General features: G+C 61.0%; 18 protein-coding genes. 10 read left to right on the forward strand and 8 right to left on the reverse strand.

What is annotated here, in order from left to right; translation table 11 throughout:
• Position 1: 1 nt before the first annotated feature.
• The 7 genes from fliL to fliF form a co-directional block, all read right to left on the reverse strand.
• Positions 2–475 carry a flagellar basal body-associated protein FliL gene (fliL, locus tag ACWHXT_RS00470; RefSeq protein ID WP_447527345.1) on the reverse strand — a complete coding sequence of 158 codons (474 nt, stop codon included), beginning with the start codon at positions 473–475 and terminating at the stop codon, positions 2–4.
• A 153-nt stretch (positions 476–628) separates the two neighbouring features.
• Positions 629–2,428, reverse strand: a complete 1,800-nt coding sequence (locus ACWHXT_RS00475; protein ID WP_447956863.1) for a flagellar hook-length control protein FliK — start codon at positions 2,426–2,428, stop codon at positions 629–631.
• A gap of 22 nt (positions 2,429–2,450) precedes the next feature.
• A complete protein-coding gene (gene fliJ, locus ACWHXT_RS00480) occupies positions 2,451–2,903 on the reverse strand; it encodes a flagellar export protein FliJ (protein WP_447927609.1) in 453 nt (150 codons plus the stop codon).
• A gap of 1 nt (position 2,904) precedes the next feature.
• Entirely contained in the window at positions 2,905–4,296 is a 1,392-nt protein-coding gene (gene fliI, locus ACWHXT_RS00485; RefSeq protein WP_447927610.1) for a flagellar protein export ATPase FliI, read from the reverse strand.
• Complete coding sequence (locus tag ACWHXT_RS00490) at positions 4,293–5,063, reverse strand: flagellar assembly protein FliH (protein WP_447956864.1); 771 nt, start codon at positions 5,061–5,063, stop codon at positions 4,293–4,295. The genes fliI and ACWHXT_RS00490 overlap by 4 nt, the downstream gene beginning before the upstream one ends.
• A complete protein-coding gene (gene fliG, locus ACWHXT_RS00495; RefSeq protein WP_447927612.1) occupies positions 5,056–6,063 on the reverse strand; it encodes a flagellar motor switch protein FliG in 1,008 nt (335 codons plus the stop codon). The genes ACWHXT_RS00490 and fliG overlap by 8 nt, the downstream gene beginning before the upstream one ends.
• Positions 6,056–7,825 (reverse strand): flagellar basal-body MS-ring/collar protein FliF, encoded by a 1,770-nt coding sequence (fliF, locus tag ACWHXT_RS00500; protein ID WP_447956865.1) that lies wholly within the window; start codon positions 7,823–7,825, stop codon positions 6,056–6,058. The genes fliG and fliF overlap by 8 nt, the downstream gene beginning before the upstream one ends.
• A gap of 273 nt (positions 7,826–8,098) precedes the next feature.
• On the opposite strand from fliF, the gene fliE reads away from it, so the two are divergent.
• Positions 8,099–8,419 carry a flagellar hook-basal body complex protein FliE gene (fliE, locus tag ACWHXT_RS00505; RefSeq protein ID WP_447956866.1) on the forward strand — a complete coding sequence of 107 codons (321 nt, stop codon included), beginning with the start codon at positions 8,099–8,101 and terminating at the stop codon, positions 8,417–8,419.
• 80 nt (positions 8,420–8,499) lie between these two features.
• Here the strand turns inward: fliE and ACWHXT_RS00510 are convergent, their stop codons facing one another.
• A complete protein-coding gene (locus ACWHXT_RS00510) occupies positions 8,500–8,868 on the reverse strand; it encodes a flagellar protein FlaG (protein ID WP_447956867.1) in 369 nt (122 codons plus the stop codon).
• 270 nt (positions 8,869–9,138) lie between these two features.
• On the opposite strand from ACWHXT_RS00510, the gene ACWHXT_RS00515 reads away from it, so the two are divergent.
• The 9 genes from ACWHXT_RS00515 to motB all read left to right on the forward strand — a co-directional run bounded on the left by ACWHXT_RS00515 (position 9,139) and on the right by motB (position 16,697).
• Complete coding sequence (locus ACWHXT_RS00515; protein WP_447957998.1) at positions 9,139–10,833, forward strand: HD domain-containing phosphohydrolase; 1,695 nt, start codon at positions 9,139–9,141, stop codon at positions 10,831–10,833.
• Between the two features lie 159 nt (positions 10,834–10,992).
• Positions 10,993–11,409: a flagellar export chaperone FliS gene (gene fliS / locus ACWHXT_RS00520; RefSeq protein ID WP_447527355.1), complete on the forward strand. Its 417-nt coding sequence runs from the start codon at positions 10,993–10,995 to the stop codon at positions 11,407–11,409.
• 8 nt (positions 11,410–11,417) lie between these two features.
• Positions 11,418–11,804 carry a flagellar protein FliT gene (gene fliT / locus ACWHXT_RS00525; RefSeq protein ID WP_447956868.1) on the forward strand — a complete coding sequence of 129 codons (387 nt, stop codon included), beginning with the start codon at positions 11,418–11,420 and terminating at the stop codon, positions 11,802–11,804.
• Positions 11,801–13,444 (forward strand): hypothetical protein, encoded by a 1,644-nt coding sequence (locus ACWHXT_RS00530; protein ID WP_447956869.1) that lies wholly within the window; start codon positions 11,801–11,803, stop codon positions 13,442–13,444. The genes fliT and ACWHXT_RS00530 overlap by 4 nt, the downstream gene beginning before the upstream one ends.
• Positions 13,444–13,737: an EscU/YscU/HrcU family type III secretion system export apparatus switch protein gene (locus ACWHXT_RS00535; RefSeq protein WP_447527358.1), complete on the forward strand. Its 294-nt coding sequence runs from the start codon at positions 13,444–13,446 to the stop codon at positions 13,735–13,737. Before ACWHXT_RS00530 ends, ACWHXT_RS00535 begins: the two co-directional genes overlap by 1 nt.
• A gap of 99 nt (positions 13,738–13,836) precedes the next feature.
• A complete protein-coding gene (gene flhD / locus ACWHXT_RS00540) occupies positions 13,837–14,169 on the forward strand; it encodes a flagellar transcriptional regulator FlhD (protein WP_447927618.1) in 333 nt (110 codons plus the stop codon).
• A complete protein-coding gene (gene flhC / locus ACWHXT_RS00545; RefSeq protein WP_447927619.1) occupies positions 14,166–14,690 on the forward strand; it encodes a flagellar transcriptional regulator FlhC in 525 nt (174 codons plus the stop codon). The genes flhD and flhC overlap by 4 nt, the downstream gene beginning before the upstream one ends.
• Before the next feature lie 223 nt (positions 14,691–14,913).
• Complete coding sequence (gene motA / locus ACWHXT_RS00550) at positions 14,914–15,783, forward strand: flagellar motor stator protein MotA (RefSeq protein ID WP_447927620.1); 870 nt, start codon at positions 14,914–14,916, stop codon at positions 15,781–15,783.
• A complete protein-coding gene (motB, locus tag ACWHXT_RS00555) occupies positions 15,780–16,697 on the forward strand; it encodes a flagellar motor protein MotB (RefSeq protein WP_447927621.1) in 918 nt (305 codons plus the stop codon). Before motA ends, motB begins: the two co-directional genes overlap by 4 nt.
• The last annotated feature ends 21 nt before the right edge of the window (positions 16,698–16,718 follow it).

Raw genomic sequence — 16,718 nt, forward strand, 5'->3', positions numbered from 1 at the left:
GTTATTGCACGATAAAATCGGTAAACAGCACTTCCTGCAGATCAAGCGGCGGCTGGTTTTCCGTTAGTGGAACGGTGAGCCGGCTGATAATCGCTTGGGCAAGCGCCTCCTTACCTTCGATAGACGTTAATTCACTGGCCTGCTTGCCGGACAACAAAATCAGCAAGCGGCTGCGTACCTGGGGCATGTGCTCTTCGATGATCGCCTTGCTCTGCTCACCGCCGACGCGCAGCGTAATGCCGGTATACAGAAGGCGTGAACCGTAGTTGTCGTCCGCCAGGTTCACCGTAAAGGGCTCGATACGTGTGAAAACCGGCGGCTCGGGTTCGGCGACCACTTCGGTCTGGCCCGCCTCATCGTCGCTTGAGCCGCCCAGCACCATGTAAACAGCGGCCGCGGCACCGAGCGCCGACAGGACGACCAGCACGATCATTATATAAAGCAGTTTCTTGGATCCACCGCTTGCTTCTGCCATTGACTGTTCCCATGATCCTTGCGTATGACGAATGCCATGCATTATGCCTAATGAGCCAGCCGCTTAGTAAATGAACAGACTCTCCAGGAGAGCCTATCTTTTGGCTTAGCTTTTTAAGGCGTTGAGATTGTGACTGCCCCGCCGGGGCCACCATCACGCGTAGAGGTCGACTCGCCCATCCAGCGTCAGGCGCACCGGTGTGGCCAGGCCTGCGTCGATGCCCTCCAGTCCACCCTCGGCGGCGTCGCCGCCGCCTCGAGCCGAAGCGCCATTCGCCTGGGCGAAGGCTTGCTCGTTAGGTTGACCGTGTTCACCAACCGAGGTCTCACCCAGTGAGATTCCCTGGGCGGCCAGCGCTTCGCGCAGTTGAGGGATCGCCTGCTCGACGACCTGACGAACCTGGGCGTGCGCCGAGAAAAACTGTGCCTGGGTGCCGTGTTCGCTCACTTTCAGCGAGATCGAAAGCGGCCCCAATTCTGCCGGGTGTAGCTCGAGCTTGACGTGCTGCTCACCGCCGCGCTGGGTCAGCTGAATCAGCTGTTGGCCCAGCTTTTCAGGAAACGCGGCACTTGTGACCGGTGCGTTGATGGCCGTGCTGGCACTGCCCGGTGTTGCGACCGGTGCGCCGCCAGGGGCCGCTCCCAGGCCTGCCTGCTCGGCGCCCGTCGAAGGGGCCGGCGCCGAAGCGGTTTGTAACAGGCTCGCCGTGGCTGCCGGCATCGCATCGCTGCGGGCTACCAGCGGGGCCGGGGTAAGGCCGCCATCGGGCGCGGTAGACAGGGTCGTGGCAGCGGTATAGAGCGAAGCCGGGCCCTGAGCGCTCCAGGTCGGCCGCGTCTCACCCGAGGCTGAGGTTGCCCACCTGGCGGTCGGGTCGGCCTCGGCGCGCAAAGCGTTAGCGGCGTTCAGCACCTGGCTTGCCGCCTCACTCAGTGCAAAGGTCGCCGGTGTTGCGCTATTGAGCTGCGCCGTTTCGGGCATGCCGGGCTCGGCTGCCTTCGCCGGTGTTTCGGCAAACGCCGCCATCAGCGCCAGGCGCGCCTGCACTTCGTCCAGCGGGGCGTCGGCCCACTTCTGTTCTTCCACGCCGTCAGCCGGCCCGGACAAGGGCGTTGTCCCGGCCGTGTTGAGGGTAAGCGGTGCCATTATCGGGTTTTCGTCAGCGGACGCGGAAGCGTTGAGTCTGGCGAACATGTTTTCCAGGCTCTCGAGACGCTGACCGCTGGGTACATCGGCCGCCAGCACTTGGCCGGTGGCGTTAAAAAGCGCGCTCAAGGAGGCGTCATCGAGCGTGCCGACGTCGATACCCAGTGCCGTCAGGGCTTCGCGAAAGGTGTCGAGCGCCACCGGGTCCTGCGGCTGAGACTGGCCGGCTGAAGGCGTGGCTGCAAGCGTATCAAGCGCCTGACGTAGCGCCGTTTCATCGAGGGCCTCTGCGTCCATGCCCAGCGCGCTCAGCGCATCACGAAAGGCGTCGAGCGTCGCTGCACCCTGGGGTTGAGACTGGGACTGAGCCTGGCCGGCTAAAGGCGCGGCTGCGCGCGTGTCCAGCGCCTGGCGTAGCGCGGTTTCATCGAGTGCTTCCCCGTCCACGCCTAGCGCGCTCATCGCATCGCGAAAGTCCGCGAGCATGCCCTGTGGCAACGTTTTCGGCTGACCGGACAGTGTGCTGGCATCGGTTTCATCCAGCGTATCGGGCTCGACGCCCAACGCGGCCAGCGCGGCGCGAAAGTGCTCCTGGACTGGCGCTTGCGACGCTTGAAGCGGGTCGCTGGTTAGAGACGTACCCGCGCGGGTATCGAATGCCTGGCGTAGCGCCGTTTGAAAGCCTTCCGAGGCGCCGGGCGAGGGCGTTGCGCCGGACAAAGTAGTGAGCGCACCGCGCAGACCTTGGCTCGAGAGGTTCGAGCTAGAGAGGTCCTGGCTGGTGTATGGCAGTAGCGACATAGTCATGGTGTTGAAATCCTCGCGCGCATTACTGCGAACTGTCCGGTGAACGGCGGGCGGTCTGGGACGTTACGAACTCGTCGTTGGCTTTCTGGTCGGCCCGCTCCTGGCGGCGGTGCTCTTCGAGTAGCCGCCGCGATGCCAGGGTGTCGTAGGAGGAGAGTTTACGCTGCTCCTGCTGCCAGTGCTGCTGACTTTGTTGAACGCGCTTTTGCTGGGCGGTAAGCGCTTGACGAGCGCGGCTGAGCGCGGCGTCGAGCGAGGCCAAAAACTGCTGATAGTTGAACATGGTCGCCGGGTCGATACCGTCGCGCATGGCCGTTTGTAGGCGCTCGGCGTACTCGGCGCGGTAGCGGCTGAGCGACTCGAGCTGCGCCTGGGTTTGGTGCTGGCTCTGGCGCTCTTCGGCCAACAGCTTACCCGCCTGGTCGCGCGCGTCCCGGGCCAGATTGGTTAAAATGTCGAGCTGTGAATGCTGCATATTAGCCTCCCACCACCTGCACTAGTGCCTGTCTTGACTCTTCAAGTGTGGCGCGCTCTTCGATACTTTGCTGCAAAAAGCGCTCGAGCTCTGGAAACAGGTTGACCGCCTCGTCCAGCCGAGGGTCGTGCCCGGGGCTGTACGCCCCCACGCTGATCAAATCGCGATTGCGCTGATAGCGTGAAAAAATCTGTTTAAAGGTCCGCGCTCGTTTGATCTGCTCGTCCGTCGCAACGGCGTTCATGGCCCGGCTGATCGACGCCTCGATATCGATGGCCGGGTAGTGCCCCGCCTCTGCCAGGCTGCGCGACAGCACGATATGGCCATCCAAAATCGCTCGGGCCGAGTCGGCGATGGGGTCCTGCTGGTCATCGCCTTCGGTCAAAACGGTGTAAAACGCCGTGATCGAACCACCACCGCGTTCGGCGTTACCCGCGCGCTCGACCAGCCCCGGCAGTTTGGCGAACACCGAGGGTGGATAGCCCTTGGTCGCCGGCGGCTCGCCAATGGCCAGCGCGATCTCACGCTGGGCCATGGCGTAACGGGTCAACGAGTCCATAATCAGCAACACGTTGCGCCCGCTGTCGCGAAAGCCTTCGGCCAGGCGTGTGGCGTAGGAGGCGCCCTGCAAGCGTTGAAGCGGCGAGGTGTCCGCCGGGGCGGCCACGACCACTGCGCGGCGGCGCCCCTCCGGGCCTAAAATATTGTCGATAAAATCCTGTACTTCGCGGCCACGCTCGCCGATCAGCCCGACCACGATAACATCGGCCTGGGTGTAGCGCGCCATCATGCCCAGCAGCACCGATTTACCCACGCCGGAGCCTGCAAAAAGGCCCATGCGCTGGCCCTTGCCAACGCTTAACAGCGCGTTGATGGCGCGAATGCCGACATCGATCGGGGTGTCGATCGGCGCGCGCGACAGCGGGTTGAGTGGTGCGGTATGCAGCGTCGCCCGGGCGACCTCGTCGATGCCTTCGCGGTCATCCAGGGGGTTGCCGTTACCGTCGAGCACCCGGCCTAAAAGCTCATCGCCAATGGGAAAGCGCCGCGCGCTATGGCCGCTGCCATCGACCAGGGGAGAGACGCGGGCACCGGGCATGAGGCCGGAAATCTGCTCGAGCGGCATCAAAAAGAGCTTTTCGCCGGAAAACCCTACCACTTCGGCTTCCGCATGCGCCTCGCTGTCGTTGACCCGCCCGTCCATGCTGGGCAGTTCGATGCGGCACGCGCTGCCTACTGCCACGCGCAGACCCACGACCTCGATCACCATGCCGGTCGCGCGCACTACCCGGCCGCTACGCCGGTAGTGGGGCAACTGGCTTACCCGGCGCGAGGTCCGCGTGAGCGCCTTGCGCCAGTGCTGCGTGTGAGTATGGTGGGCGGCGCTGTTCATGCGTTGCCCCCGGCGGTATCCGCGGGTTTATTGCGCCTGCGCATCTGGGAGGTGATGGCCTGCCAGCGACTCTCGAAGGTTGCATCGAGCTCCCCCTGAGCACTGGTCACCCGGCATCCGCCGCGGGCAAGCTGGTCGTCGGGCTGCAGCGCCCAGCCGGCGGCGCTTAGCTCGACGCCTAGCCGCTCTTCTACAAGCGCGTGGTCGTCCGGGTTGAGCCACAGGCGCTGCTGACCGGTGAGCGGCGGCTCGGTATGTAAAAGCTCGCGCACCAGTTGAAGAACCTGTTCGGGCTGTTCGGCCAGTGCGTCGAGGGCGAGCTGGCGCCCGGTCATCATGGCAAGCTCGACCAAATCGTCGGCGATGGTGTCGTCGATGCGCTCCAGGGCGTCAGCGAACTGTTTGGCCAGGATTTCGAGCGGCTTGATGGCATGATGAATCTGCTCGTCGAGGGTTTTTTGCGCCTCTTCGCGCCCCTCTTTCAGACCTTGCTCCAAACCCTCCTGATGGCCCTGGGCGAGGCCGTCCTGATAGCCTTGCTGTTCGGCTTCGCGGCGCACGCGTTCGTAAACGGCTTCACGCTCTTGCTCCTCGTGAAGACGTGCCTGCTCGGCGGCTTTTTGCGCGGCGGCGACTCGGCGCTGATAAGCGCTTGGCGAGGCGGCATGGTCATCACCGGCCTCGAACGCGTGGCTCTGGAGCTCGTCCATCTGCCAGCGTTGCCACTGGCCGTGGCGGTCGAACTCGCTCGTGCGGCCGCTAGACATACTCGTCGTCTCCGCCGGCCAGCACTATCTCGCCGGAGTCGGCCAGGCGGCGGACCACCTGCAGAATGGCTTTCTGCTCGGTCTCGACCTGAGAGACGCGAATGGGGCCACGGGCCTCCATGTCTTCGCGCACCAAATCCGCGGCGCGTTGCGACATGTTGCGCAAAAACTTGTCCACCAAAGCCTCCTGAGCGCCCTTGAGCGCGATAACCAGCGAGTTGGTTTCGACTTCCTGGAGTACCATCTGAACCGCCCGGCTGTCCAGGTCGAGAAGATTCTCGAACAGGAACATCTCGTCGATGATTTTCTGCGCCAGGTCTTCGTTGTGGGCACGCACGGTATCGATCGCGCCCTCTTCCTGGGACGAGTTCATCAGGTTGAGAATTTCCGCTGCGGTTCTTACGCCGCCCATCTTGCTGCGCTTGAGGTTCTGACCGTCCAGCATGCTGGTCAGCACTTCGGTCAACTCCTGGAGGGCGGCAGGCTGAACGCCGCTGAAGGTAGCAATCCGCAGCACGACGTCGTTACGCAGCTTTTCCTCGAAGAGCTCGAGAATGTCGGCGGCCTGATTGCGCTCCAGATGAATCAAGATCGTGGCGATGATCTGCGGATGCTCATCGCGGATCAGCTCGGACACCATCGAGGCTTCCATCAGGTTGAGCGCATCGATACCCGAATTGTTGCCGGTGCTCTCGAGAATGTCCTCGATCAGGCTCGAGGCGCGTTCGCTGCCCAGCGCCTTGGTCAATACCGAGCGAATATGATCGCTCGAGTTGAGGTTCAGCGCCACGAACTCGTCGGTCTCGCGGTGGAAAGCCTCCAGCACGGCCTTCATGTCCTCGTGAGAAATCTGATCGAGTTTGGCCATCTCGAGGCTGATCGCCTGTACCTCAGAGGCGTTTAGAAACTTGAACACCTCTGCCGCGCTGTCTTCGTCCAGCGTGAGCAGGAGAATGGCGCTTTTACGGGCGCCGCCCATTTGTTCGATGGCGCTACTCATTGGCATTCATCCAGCTGCGAATAATCATGGCGACCATACGTGGGTCGTCCTTGGCCATATCCTGCAGGTCTTTAAGATTGTGCTCATAAAGAGACGTTTTACGCCGGCGCTTGGGACGCGCCGCGTAGGTGTCGTCTTCTTCCGACTCCGAGCGCTCACCCTCTTCGCCAAGCTCGCCTTCACCTTCTTCTTCATCGCCAACGCTTGCGCGGAAAGTGCTACCCGGCGCCGTCGGTGCTGCAGCGGGAGGCGTCTGGGTATAGCGCTTGATCAGCGGGCGCAGAATGAGCAGATAAAGCAGCAGCGCGACAAGGGCGACCATCAGGTAGCGTCCAAGGGTCGTGGCAAGCGAAAGCGTTGCCGGGCGCTGCCACCAGACGGTGTCGTCTTCGATGTCGCTGGCGCGGACGAAGGGCGTATTGACCACTTCGATTTGATCGCCGCGAACCTCGGAGAAGCCCATTGCCTGCTGTACCAGCCGCTCCAGCTGCCCCACCTCTTCCGGCGTCAGGGCGACCTGCTCGGCTTCACCTTCGCCGTTGATCACGGTTCTGAAATTGACGACCACCGCGGCGGACAAGCGTTGAACCTGGCCGAGGCGCTGCTGAATGTGCTCGATGCTACGATCCACTTCGTAATTGACGACATCGTCCTGGCGCAGGTTCGAAAGCGCATTTTCCGGCGCCTCTTCGCCATCCTCGCCTTCGCCCTCCTGGTTGATGAACGAAGGGGCCGTACCCGGGGGCGTATTGCTCAGCGCGCCAGGAATACCGGTCGCCAGCGGATCTTCGCCATCGAAGGAGAGGCTTAACTGACGGCTTCTCACCGCCGCTTCGTTCGGCGGCTGGTTGGGCCCGTAGCGCTCGGAGGTTTGTTCGCGCCGCGAGAAGTCGATCTGAGCGGCGACCTGAGCGCGCACGTTATCGCTTCCCAAAATCGGCGTCAGGATGTTTTCGATACGCTGCTGATAGGAGCGCTCCACCTCGGCAATGTACTCGAGCTGAGTGCCGTCCAGGTCGTTACCCTGGGAGGCCTTTGCCGAGAGCAGGCGACCGTTTTGATCCACGACGGTCACGTCTTCGGCGGCAAGCTCGGGTACGCTGCTCGATACCATGTGCACAATCGCGCTGACCTGGCCTTCCCCGAGTACGCGTCCGGACAAAAGCGTGAGTACGACAGACGCCTTGGCCGGCTCACGGTCGCGAATAAATACCGAGGGCTTGGCCAAAGAGAGGTGAACACGCACTCGCTCTACCGGGCCCAGGGATTCGATCGAGCGGGCAAGCTCACCTTCGAGCCCGCGCTGAAAGTTGACCTGCTCGGCAAACTGGCTGATACCGAACGCCTGGTTGTCCATCAGCTCGAGGCCTTGATTGCCACCCCGGGGAAGCCCCTGTTCGGCAAGCTGGAGTCGTAGCATATGGACCTGATCGCTGGGCACCAGAAGCGCTTGTCCGCTATCGCTGAAACGATAGGGAATAGCGCGGCTATCGAGCTCGGTGATGATCCGGCCGCCGTCCGCTTCGTCCAGGTTGCTGTAAAGCACTCGGTATTCGGGACTGCCCGCCCACATGAAAAGCGCAGCCACCAACGCGATAGAGGCCGCGGCTGCCACGATTAAGACAACCAACGGGCTCGCGCGCATTTGCTGTTTCAAGCGCGTAAGCGTGGCGTTGTTTTTTAAACTCTCTGCCGTGTCGCCTCTGGAAGCGTTAGGGGTCGAGCTGGTTTGACGGCCTGCCGTAGCACCAGTCTCGCTCATGTATTCCTCCTGGAGGTTGAGCAAAGCTGGTCACGGCCCAAGCACATCATCAATGAAAGCATAGGCTATACTCGTCAATCCCGGTAAGTCGTGAACACAGACGTTTAATCGATAATTGATGCGGAACTTTGATGTGCGCCATTATGCTTAGGCGGGTCGAGCATGAACGAAGGAAAAGCTCAGCTTTTATGACTTATTTGTTCGTATGAGAGGAGTGCTGCCAGTGGTAGGGTAGCGACATTACTTCAACCGTATCGACTATGAGGCATACGTATGAGTTCACCCGCCATTCAGTCCGCGCTACAGCAGATGCAGGGTATGGCTTCTCAAGCAGGAGCGCCGCTGAAAAGCGAGCCGGCCGCCCTGGGGCAAAGTGGGTTTGGCGGCGAGCTGCAGGCCTCCATCCGGCGTATCAACCAGCTACAACAAAGCGCTGACACCAAGGCGATGGAGTTCCAGGCCGGTGCGCCTAACGTGGAGCTCGGCGACGTCATGGTCGACATGCAAAAGGCCAGTGTGGCCTTTCAAATGGGCCTGCAGGTGCGTAACCGTTTGGTCAGCGCCTACCGTGACGTGATGAACATGCAGGTTTAAAGCCTGCGCTACGCACGAAGCGCGGCGCAGCCGCAGCGTGTCCTCAGCCGGTAGTTCGGTGGCGGCAGGCTGCGCGGTTTTTAAGCCTCGAGTGAAATAATTCCCCCCTTCATCTCCTCTATCCGCTTGGCCACCTCGAGTACCTCTTCGCTTGGGATCTGGCGAATGACGTCCCCCGTCTCCCGGTCGATCACACGGGCGATTACCCTGGAAGCCTCTTCGCTGACCTCGAACTCCACGCCACGATCACGCAGCGCTTCGTTGAGGCGGGCAATGGGCTCCTCCAGCTCCTCCCTGGAGACCTCGGTTGCCGGGGGCTGGCTTTGCGTTGGTGTTTGAAGCAGGCTTGCCACGCTTTCCTGGCGCAGGGGCTGCGTTTGCCAGGCGGGTGGGGAGGAGGCGCTCGTGGAAGATGAAATGACGGAACTATCCAGCGGTAAAGAGTCCATACGTGTATTCCTTTTGAAGTTTGCCAAGCGGCGGAAATCACACATCGTGTCTTCGAAGCCCCGGCATAAACGTATGGGCCTCACGAAGAACCATCGGCTGCTATCGAGCGAACTTTACTGTGATGGAAAATTAATCGCCGGTATTTCTTAAATGCCTAAAATAGCTGTCCACGTAGCGCCATATAGGCCAATAGCTTGCCTCGCGCTTTGGTATGCTCACTGTAATAACAAGGACGCTAACGACTAGCGTCGATCGCGGAGAAGAAGGTGATGGAAGTGGAGCAGGACGGGTTTGAAAGCGTCAGTACCCCTTCAATAATCGGCTCTTTGCTCGATACGATGATCGAAACGGGCGGGGTATCGATTTGTCTGATGACGCCAGATGCAAGCCCCGAGCCCATCGTTCTCATGGAGCAACAGGCAGGTGAGGCGCTGGTAATGGATCTGTCATCGGTGAGCTATCTGCTTCCCCGGCTGCAGGCGGCAGAGCCTTTCTTCCTGCGTGGCCAGTCCCAGGGCAAGGTCATTCGCACGGCTCCGCTTTCGCTGATCGACGCAAGCCACTCCGGCGGGCGGCTTTTGTGCCGCAGCAATTACCCCGAAGCGCTTTATGTGCTCCAGCGGCGCGAAACGTTTCGCACCCAGCTGCGCATGGGCATGACGGTGGCGGTATCGGTGACCGACGAGCAGGGCGAGAGTGTTCAGGGCGAGTTGCGCGACTTGTCTCAAAGTGGCTGCCAAGTAGAACTCCCTCTCAAGGCCAGCGGTTTACTTGCCAACGCCGGTTCGCCGCTAAGGCTTGGCTTTACCTTTCCCGACGGCACGCAGTTCGCGGTAGATGGCGAAGCACGGCATCAATTGACCGACGCCGAGCACCACCTGCTGCGCGTTGGGTTCGAGCTGGTGGATCATACCGCCGAGCAGTCGCGCAAGATCTGGTACTTCGTATGTGAAATCGAACGCGAAGCGACGCGCTACGACAAGGAAGCAAACCAGGGGGCGCGCCAGTCGTCGCCGCTATTCGCCGCTCAGGGAGCCGAAAAAGGCGAGCAGTACCAGGTCGGCCGTCGCGATCTCCAGTACTACGCTACTCCGGCCGCGCGGCGTTTGGTAAAAGTGGCCGCCTACCTGGACGCCCAGCTTCTATTGTTGCAAGAGGGCAGCGATATCGACTCGCGCCAGCTCTCACTCAACGCCGACCGCATCATCAGTTTGCATGAGGAGGATCGCCAGGCGCTGCTCTTCGCTTCCCGCTGCCTGTCATTGGAGCCGCTGCTGGTACGTCATGGCATCGCGGTGGCGATTCATCTTCTGGATTGGCTCGGCCGCGACACGCCGGACAATGTCCGCAAGGCCATGGTGGCAAGCTCCCTCGTCCACGATTTGGGCAAGGCATTGATTCCCCAAGTCGTATTCACCGCGCCCAACCTGGACGCTAGCCATTTAAAAGCGATTGGCGAACACCCGGGGCTTTTGCTCGATCGGTTGAAGAGCTGTCAGTGGCTTTCGAAAAACGTCGCTCAAGCGGTCATCAAGGGGATCAACGAGCGCATGGATGGCAGCGGCTATCCCGACCAGCTCGGTGGTGATGAGCTAAGCGAGCTCTCCAAGGCCTGCGCGATTATCGACGTGGTCGAGGCCATGCGCCGCGACCGCCCCGACCGTCCGGCCAAGACGACTCAGGAAATCTACCGCTACCTGCTGAGTCATCCGCAGCAGTTCGACCCGCGCTGGGTCAAGCGTTATATCGACCACTTCAAGTCGCTCCCCGTAGGGGCGCTGGCGCTTTTTTCGAGCGAACAGTTGGCCTGGGTGGTGCGTGTCGATGAGCAAGGGACGCCAACGGAGGTCATTTTGACCGAGGAGGCCGCAGCGCCGTTACGCAGTACGCTGAAATATAGCGTTGCCGGCGATGTCGCCGAGCGGTTGGGCACGCCGAAACGCGAGGTGGCGGTCTCCACCTAAACCGCTGCAAAGACCGATCAAAAAGCCCGCGACCCGTTAAAGTCGCCCTGGGCTACGCCGATAAACAATACAGGCCGGTCCGTTTGAACGAGGTCGTTCGAGCAGCCCATCAGGCATTGCGACATCGGCGGCTATTTTATTCATTTAAGGAGTACCCTTATGACTTATTCTCGCAGCGGCGGCGCCTATGGACGGGGGGCTAATGCCTACGCCCGCGTCGGCGTGGAGAGTGGCGTCATGTCCGCAGACCCGCATCAACTGATCGTTATGCTGTTCGACGGTGCCAAGGCGTCGATTCGCGCGGCACGCATCCACATGCAGGCGGGTAATGTCAGCGAAAAGGGTCGCGCTATTTCCAAGGCGCTGGATATCGTCAATAACGGCCTAAACGCCGCCCTCGATCAGGAAAAAGGGGGCGCGGTTGCCGAGCGGCTCGGTTCACTTTACGACTACATCGCACGGCTTTTATTGGCCGCGAACCTGCGTAACGACGAAGAAAGCCTCGATCAGGCAGAACGCCTTTTAGAGGATATTGCCTCGGCCTGGCGTGAAATAGGCCATCCACAAAGTGCGTGAGGCTCATCATGTCTGCTTTTGACACGGCACATGCCGATACCCAGCAAGCCCTGCTCGATACCTACAGCGAGCTGTTATCGCGCGCAGCGCATATGCAGTCGTTGGCGAGCAACGAGCAGTGGGCGGAGCTTATCGAACAGCGTACCCACTACGTTGTGCTAGTCGATAAGCTTCGTGTGCTTGATGAGCGTGTCGCGCTCGATGCCTCGGGTCGGACGCTCAAAGCCGAGCTTTTAGAGCGCATCCTGGAGCACGATGTCGATATTCGCCGCCGCTTGGTCACCCGTCGCGATGAATTGGGCAAGCTGATCGGCGCTTCTCAAAAGCAGCGCGACCTGCACCGCGCCTACGCGCCTCAGCAGGGCGTCACCGGCCAGGATGACACCACGCTGTGAGCGGCATCACGCCGTTGATCGATACGCTGATGCACCAGGTGCTGGGGCGTCAGTCGGATTCGCTACAGCGCTCGATCAACGCCCCCGTCCAGCCGGTTACGCCCGGCGACGGCCCCCGCGCATTATCCCGCGACTCGAGCCTCGATGGTCGCCCCACAACCAATCTTCCTCTTGACGACTTGCGCCGCCTCCCTGCTTCGCCGGACCAGGGCGGGCGGGGCTTGCCCGCGTCCAAAGGCGAGGGAGCGCCGGGCTCGACGCAAACCCACTTTAGCCCTGCGGCGCGTAGTATCGCCGATGTTCTGCTGCGCTTTCCCGCGCCCCCCACGGCAGTGCGACTCGACGCCCCGCTGATGGGCCCCGACGAGCCCGCCAGTGCCGAGACGCTCTCCAACCGACTCAACGCCAGTATTCGCGATAGTGGCCTGTTTTACGAAGCCCACTTGAAGCGCTGGTTTCAAGGCGAGGTCCCCCGCCAGCAGCTGATGCGCGAGCCCCAGATGCAGCTTGCCAGGCCTCAGGTATCCGGCCCAATGCCGGCTGGCTCGCAAACGCAACCCGGTGCACTTCAGCCGCCCGGCCCCTTGCCGGCTGGCCCGCAAACGCAACCCGGTACACTTCAGCCGTCCGGTCCCTTGTCGGCTGGGCAGCAAGTCCAACCCGGCGCCCTCCAGTCGCCTGGTCCTCTGCCCGCTGGCCCACCCATACAGTCTGGCGCGCTTCAGCCGTCCGGCCCCCTGCCGGCTGGCCCGCAAATACAGCCTGGCGTGTATCAGTCGACAGGTCAGTTGTCCGCTGGACCACAGGCCCAGCCGGGGGCGTATCCGTCATCGGCTCAAACGTCTGCAGACCCCCAAACGTCGTTTGTCAGGCCCCTGGTCGCCAGCCAGGCGCCGAGCTGGGGGGCGTTTCCAGGCTCGGGCACGCCCGGCCCCATTTTGCCCAACACGGCGCTGGTATTCGTACAAGGCGCGGCGGGTGGCGTGGGCGTGCCGGGGCCGAGCACCGCTCCGGCGGCCCAGGCGGCGGCTAATCTGCCCGGGGCCAGCGCAGGGGCGGGTGGCGCGAACACCAGCGCGGGTGTTGCGCCGGGGCTTGCAAGCGAGCGCGCTGGGATCGAGCGCTCCGTAGGTAACCTGGCTACAACGCCTTCGCCACTGACCGAAAAGCCGGAGGCGCGCGCGCTCGCAGCGCGGGAAACCGCCGCGCTTCGTGAGTTCGAAGCTTTATCGTCTACCAAGCGCGAGGTCGTTCACGAAAGCCTACAGGGGCTGGTGCGCCAGCAGCTTGAAATGCTGGCTACCCCGGTGCTGCGTTGGGAGGGTGATGTCTGGGCGGGTATCTTCATGGCGCTGGTCATCAATCTACCCACCGGTCGGCAGCAGGGTGACGAGGGAGGCGAAGGCGCAGAGGCCGAGCAGGAGTGGCGCTCACAGATGCAGCTCGAAGTACCCAACGTGGGCGCATTCAGCGTGACGCTTTCGCTTTTCCGGTCCGTGCTCGAGGTGTCGGTGGATACCTTCGATGAGGAGACTTACGCGCACCTGGCACCCTCGATTGGTCGGCTGGAGGAGCGCCTTGGTGCGCTGGACTTTCAAAAAGTGCGCGTCAATCTAAAGCAACCCCAGGGTGAGACCTGATGGATTCCTCGACCGAGCGCCGCCGCCAGGCAGTGGCCCTTGCCTATCACGAAGGGGAGCAGGCGCCCCGGGTCGTGGCCAAGGGCTATGGCGAGCTTGCCGAGCGTATCATGGCGGAGGCGGAGCGCCAGGGGATCTATGTTCACGATGCGCCGGAACTCGTGGCACTTTTGATGCAGCTCAACCTGGACACGGAAATTCCTGCTAGCCTATACCAGGTAGTAGCGGAGCTTCTCGTATGGGTGTTCGAGCTCTCTGGAGAAGAAGAAACTCATGTTGAAAGGCGCAAGTAGCCAATACTGACGTTGTGTGCAACCATGATGGTAGGGAACAACAATCATTTTGGCGTCAGTGTAGTGGTTGATTAACGCCGCGACGTTCGATGGAACATTATGAGTCAAACAAGCTTCTTCGATGAAATCCAGGAAATTAACCTCGCGTATTTGCTGCTGGCCCAGCGTCTTTTAAGCGAAGACCGCAATGCGGCGATGCTGCGTTTGAAAGTGGACGGCGAGCTCGCTGACCTGCTGGTGTCCCTGAACGCCCGTCAGCTTTCCAGGCTGGCCCGCACCAATCAATTGGTGTGCCGGTTTAGCGACATAAGCGCCAAACAACTACGTCAGGTGATGGAAAACCCCCGAGATCAGGGGCTTTCAGGGTTGCACGCCTCACTTTTGATGGCCGGCGAACCGTTTGATTCGCTGCCCAAAGGGGAGGCCGAGTGACTCAAAAAAGCTTGGTCGATGAAATGCACCAGGTTCAGCTGGCGATTGAGCTCATCGAGCTGGGTGCCCGATTGCAGGTATTGGAGACGGAAACCGAGCTTAGCCGTACCCGGCTCATCAAGCTCTATAAGGAGGTCCGCGGTGTTTCCCCGCCCAAGGGGATGTTGCCCTTTTCGACTGACTGGTTCGTGACCTGGTTACCCAACGTTCACTCGTCACTTTTTTATAATATCTATGGCAGCCTCAGAAAAAACACGCCTTGCGAGCGTATCGACGCCTTCGTCAAGGCGTACCGACTCTATGAAGAGCAGGTCACGCTTGAAAACGTCGACCCGGTGCTGGGCTTGACCCGCGCCTGGACGCTGGTGCGTTTTTTCGAGAGCGATCTTTTACAGCTTACCTCCTGCACTCGTTGCCTGGGCCGTTTCGTCGCGCACGCGCACAGCCCTACCCGCGACTACGTATGCGGCATCTGCCAGCCCCCTTCCCGCGCGGGTAAGACCCGCAAACCTCAGGCATAACATAGCCTCCCCTCGAAGCCTTTTATTACCTCCTAACTCACATTAAGTTCGTGTTTAATCCTGAGATAGGGGGGAAAGGTAGCGGTACTTTATCATTAAGAATTGCAAGTGCCCTGGTATGATAGGCCTAAGCGTCAAATAGGCGGGGAGTGTCCACGTTCATCACCACAACCGATGAAGCAGACACCTCTGATGTCTCACTGTCATCGCAAGGAACGTACGTGTGCTGATTCTCTTAGGTTATTTGGTAGTACTGCTGTCGGTGTTTGGTGGGTATGTCTTGGCGGGGGGAAGCCTTGGACCAATTTATCAGCCCCTCGAGTTATTAATTATCGGGGGGGCTGGCGTGGGCGCGTTCATTGCGTCCAATAACGGCAAGGCCATCAAGGCGACTTTCAAGGTACTCCCTAAGCTTAAGCGCTCCAAAAAGTACAATAAAGCGCTCTATATGGAGCTAATGGCGCTGCAGTTCAAAATCCTTTCCAAGGTTCGTCGTGAGGGCATGCTGGGTATCGAACGTGATATCGACAACCCCCAGGAGAGCGAGCTTTTCCAGGAACACCCCACGGTGCTTTCCGACCCGCATATCATGAACTTCTTGACCGACTACCTGCGCCTGATGGTCAGCGGGGGCATGGAGCCCATGGAAATCGATGAGCTGATGCTCCACGAAATCGAGGTCTTTGAGCAGGAGCTTCATATACCGATCGATGCGATCAGCAAGGTGGGGGATGCCATGCCGGCGTTCGGTATCGTGGCGGCGGTCATGGGCGTAGTGAAAGCGCTGACCTATGCCGATGCCAGCCCCGACGAGATGGGTGAAATGATCGCCCACGCCCTGGTCGGCACCTTCCTGGGTATTTTGATGGGCTACGGCTTTATCAGCCCGATATCCAGCTACGCCGACCGCCAAGCAAAAGAGGCCGAGAAAATGCTTCAGTGCATTCGCGTGACGCTTTTGGCAAGCCTGCATGGGTACGCCCCGCAGCTGGCGGTGGAGTTTGGTCGTAAAGCGCTGCACACCGAGGAGCGGCCAACGTTTAGCGAACTCGAGGAGTACGTGCGCGATGCGAAAAAGGGCGGTAATGCATGAGTAAGGGGGCCGACAAGCGCCCGATCGTCATTCGGCGCAAAAAAGTGGTCCACGCCCATCATGGCGGCGCGTGGAAAATCGCGTTGGCAGACTTCATGACCGCGCTGATGGCACTTTTTCTCGTGCTTTGGATTTTGAGCGTGGCAAGTGACGAGCAGCGCCAAGGCGTGGCCGAGTACTTCAGTGCCCCGCTGGTCACCGCGGTGACCGGCGGTGACCGCTCGGGCAGCACTCGGGTGATCCCCGGCGGTGGCCCCGATCCGACGCATACCGACGGCGAGCGTGCGCGTATCGACGTCATGCAGCATACCCGGCCAAGCCTGGAGGAGCGGCGCTTTTTCAACGACCTTCAGGAGCGCATCGAGCGCGCGATCAATCAGGACCCGGAGCTTCGTCAGTTGCGCTCCCAAATGCGCTTTGACCTGACCCGGGAAGGCTTGCGCATTCAGCTTCTGGATACCGATCAGCGTCCGATGTTCGAGCTGGGTAGCGACCAGGTCGCCTCCTACATGCGCAGCCTTCTACGCACGATGGCGCCGCTTTTAAACGAGCTGCCCAACGACCTGAGCATTAGTGGGCATACCGACAGCGTGCCCTATGCCGGCGGCTACCGCGGCTACAGCAACTGGGAGCTTTCCAACGACCGCGCCAACGCCTCGCGCCGCGAGCTGGTGGCCGGCGGCCTCGACCCGGACCAGCTGCTTCGCGTGTCGGGCTTTGCCGACCGGGTACTGCTACCCGAGACAACGGCGATAGATCCACGCAACCGACGCATCGAGCTTGTCGTACTGCTTCCAGAGATCGCCGAAGCCATCCGCAACCCCGGTATTTTGGGCCCGGGAGATACGGTGTCGGATGAAAATAGTATGGAAGAAACTTTAGAAAACCTTCCGCAAGCCGATATAGCGCAGTAAGCGAGGCTTGTCATAACGACT

It is taken from the genome of Vreelandella halophytica (genome assembly GCF_968193635.1).

Excerpts from the sequence above, each read along its gene's own strand:
- fliL (WP_447527345.1), bottom strand. The coding sequence starts at position 475 with ATGGCAGAAGCAAGCGGTGGATCCAAGAAACTGCTTTATATAATGATC.
- ACWHXT_RS00475 (WP_447956863.1), bottom strand. The coding sequence starts at position 2,428 with ATGACTATGTCGCTACTGCCATACACCAGCCAGGACCTCTCTAGCTCG.
- fliJ (WP_447927609.1), bottom strand. The coding sequence starts at position 2,903 with ATGCAGCATTCACAGCTCGACATTTTAACCAATCTGGCCCGGGACGCG.
- fliI (WP_447927610.1), bottom strand. The coding sequence starts at position 4,296 with ATGAACAGCGCCGCCCACCATACTCACACGCAGCACTGGCGCAAGGCG.
- ACWHXT_RS00490 (WP_447956864.1), bottom strand. The coding sequence starts at position 5,063 with ATGTCTAGCGGCCGCACGAGCGAGTTCGACCGCCACGGCCAGTGGCAA.
- fliG (WP_447927612.1), bottom strand. The coding sequence starts at position 6,063 with ATGAGTAGCGCCATCGAACAAATGGGCGGCGCCCGTAAAAGCGCCATT.
- fliF (WP_447956865.1), bottom strand. The coding sequence starts at position 7,825 with ATGAGCGAGACTGGTGCTACGGCAGGCCGTCAAACCAGCTCGACCCCT.
- fliE (WP_447956866.1), top strand. The coding sequence starts at position 8,099 with ATGAGTTCACCCGCCATTCAGTCCGCGCTACAGCAGATGCAGGGTATG.
- ACWHXT_RS00510 (WP_447956867.1), bottom strand. The coding sequence starts at position 8,868 with ATGGACTCTTTACCGCTGGATAGTTCCGTCATTTCATCTTCCACGAGC.
- ACWHXT_RS00515 (WP_447957998.1), top strand. The coding sequence starts at position 9,139 with ATGGAAGTGGAGCAGGACGGGTTTGAAAGCGTCAGTACCCCTTCAATA.
- fliS (WP_447527355.1), top strand. The coding sequence starts at position 10,993 with ATGACTTATTCTCGCAGCGGCGGCGCCTATGGACGGGGGGCTAATGCC.
- fliT (WP_447956868.1), top strand. The coding sequence starts at position 11,418 with ATGTCTGCTTTTGACACGGCACATGCCGATACCCAGCAAGCCCTGCTC.
- ACWHXT_RS00535 (WP_447527358.1), top strand. The coding sequence starts at position 13,444 with ATGGATTCCTCGACCGAGCGCCGCCGCCAGGCAGTGGCCCTTGCCTAT.
- flhD (WP_447927618.1), top strand. The coding sequence starts at position 13,837 with ATGAGTCAAACAAGCTTCTTCGATGAAATCCAGGAAATTAACCTCGCG.
- motB (WP_447927621.1), top strand. The coding sequence starts at position 15,780 with ATGAGTAAGGGGGCCGACAAGCGCCCGATCGTCATTCGGCGCAAAAAA.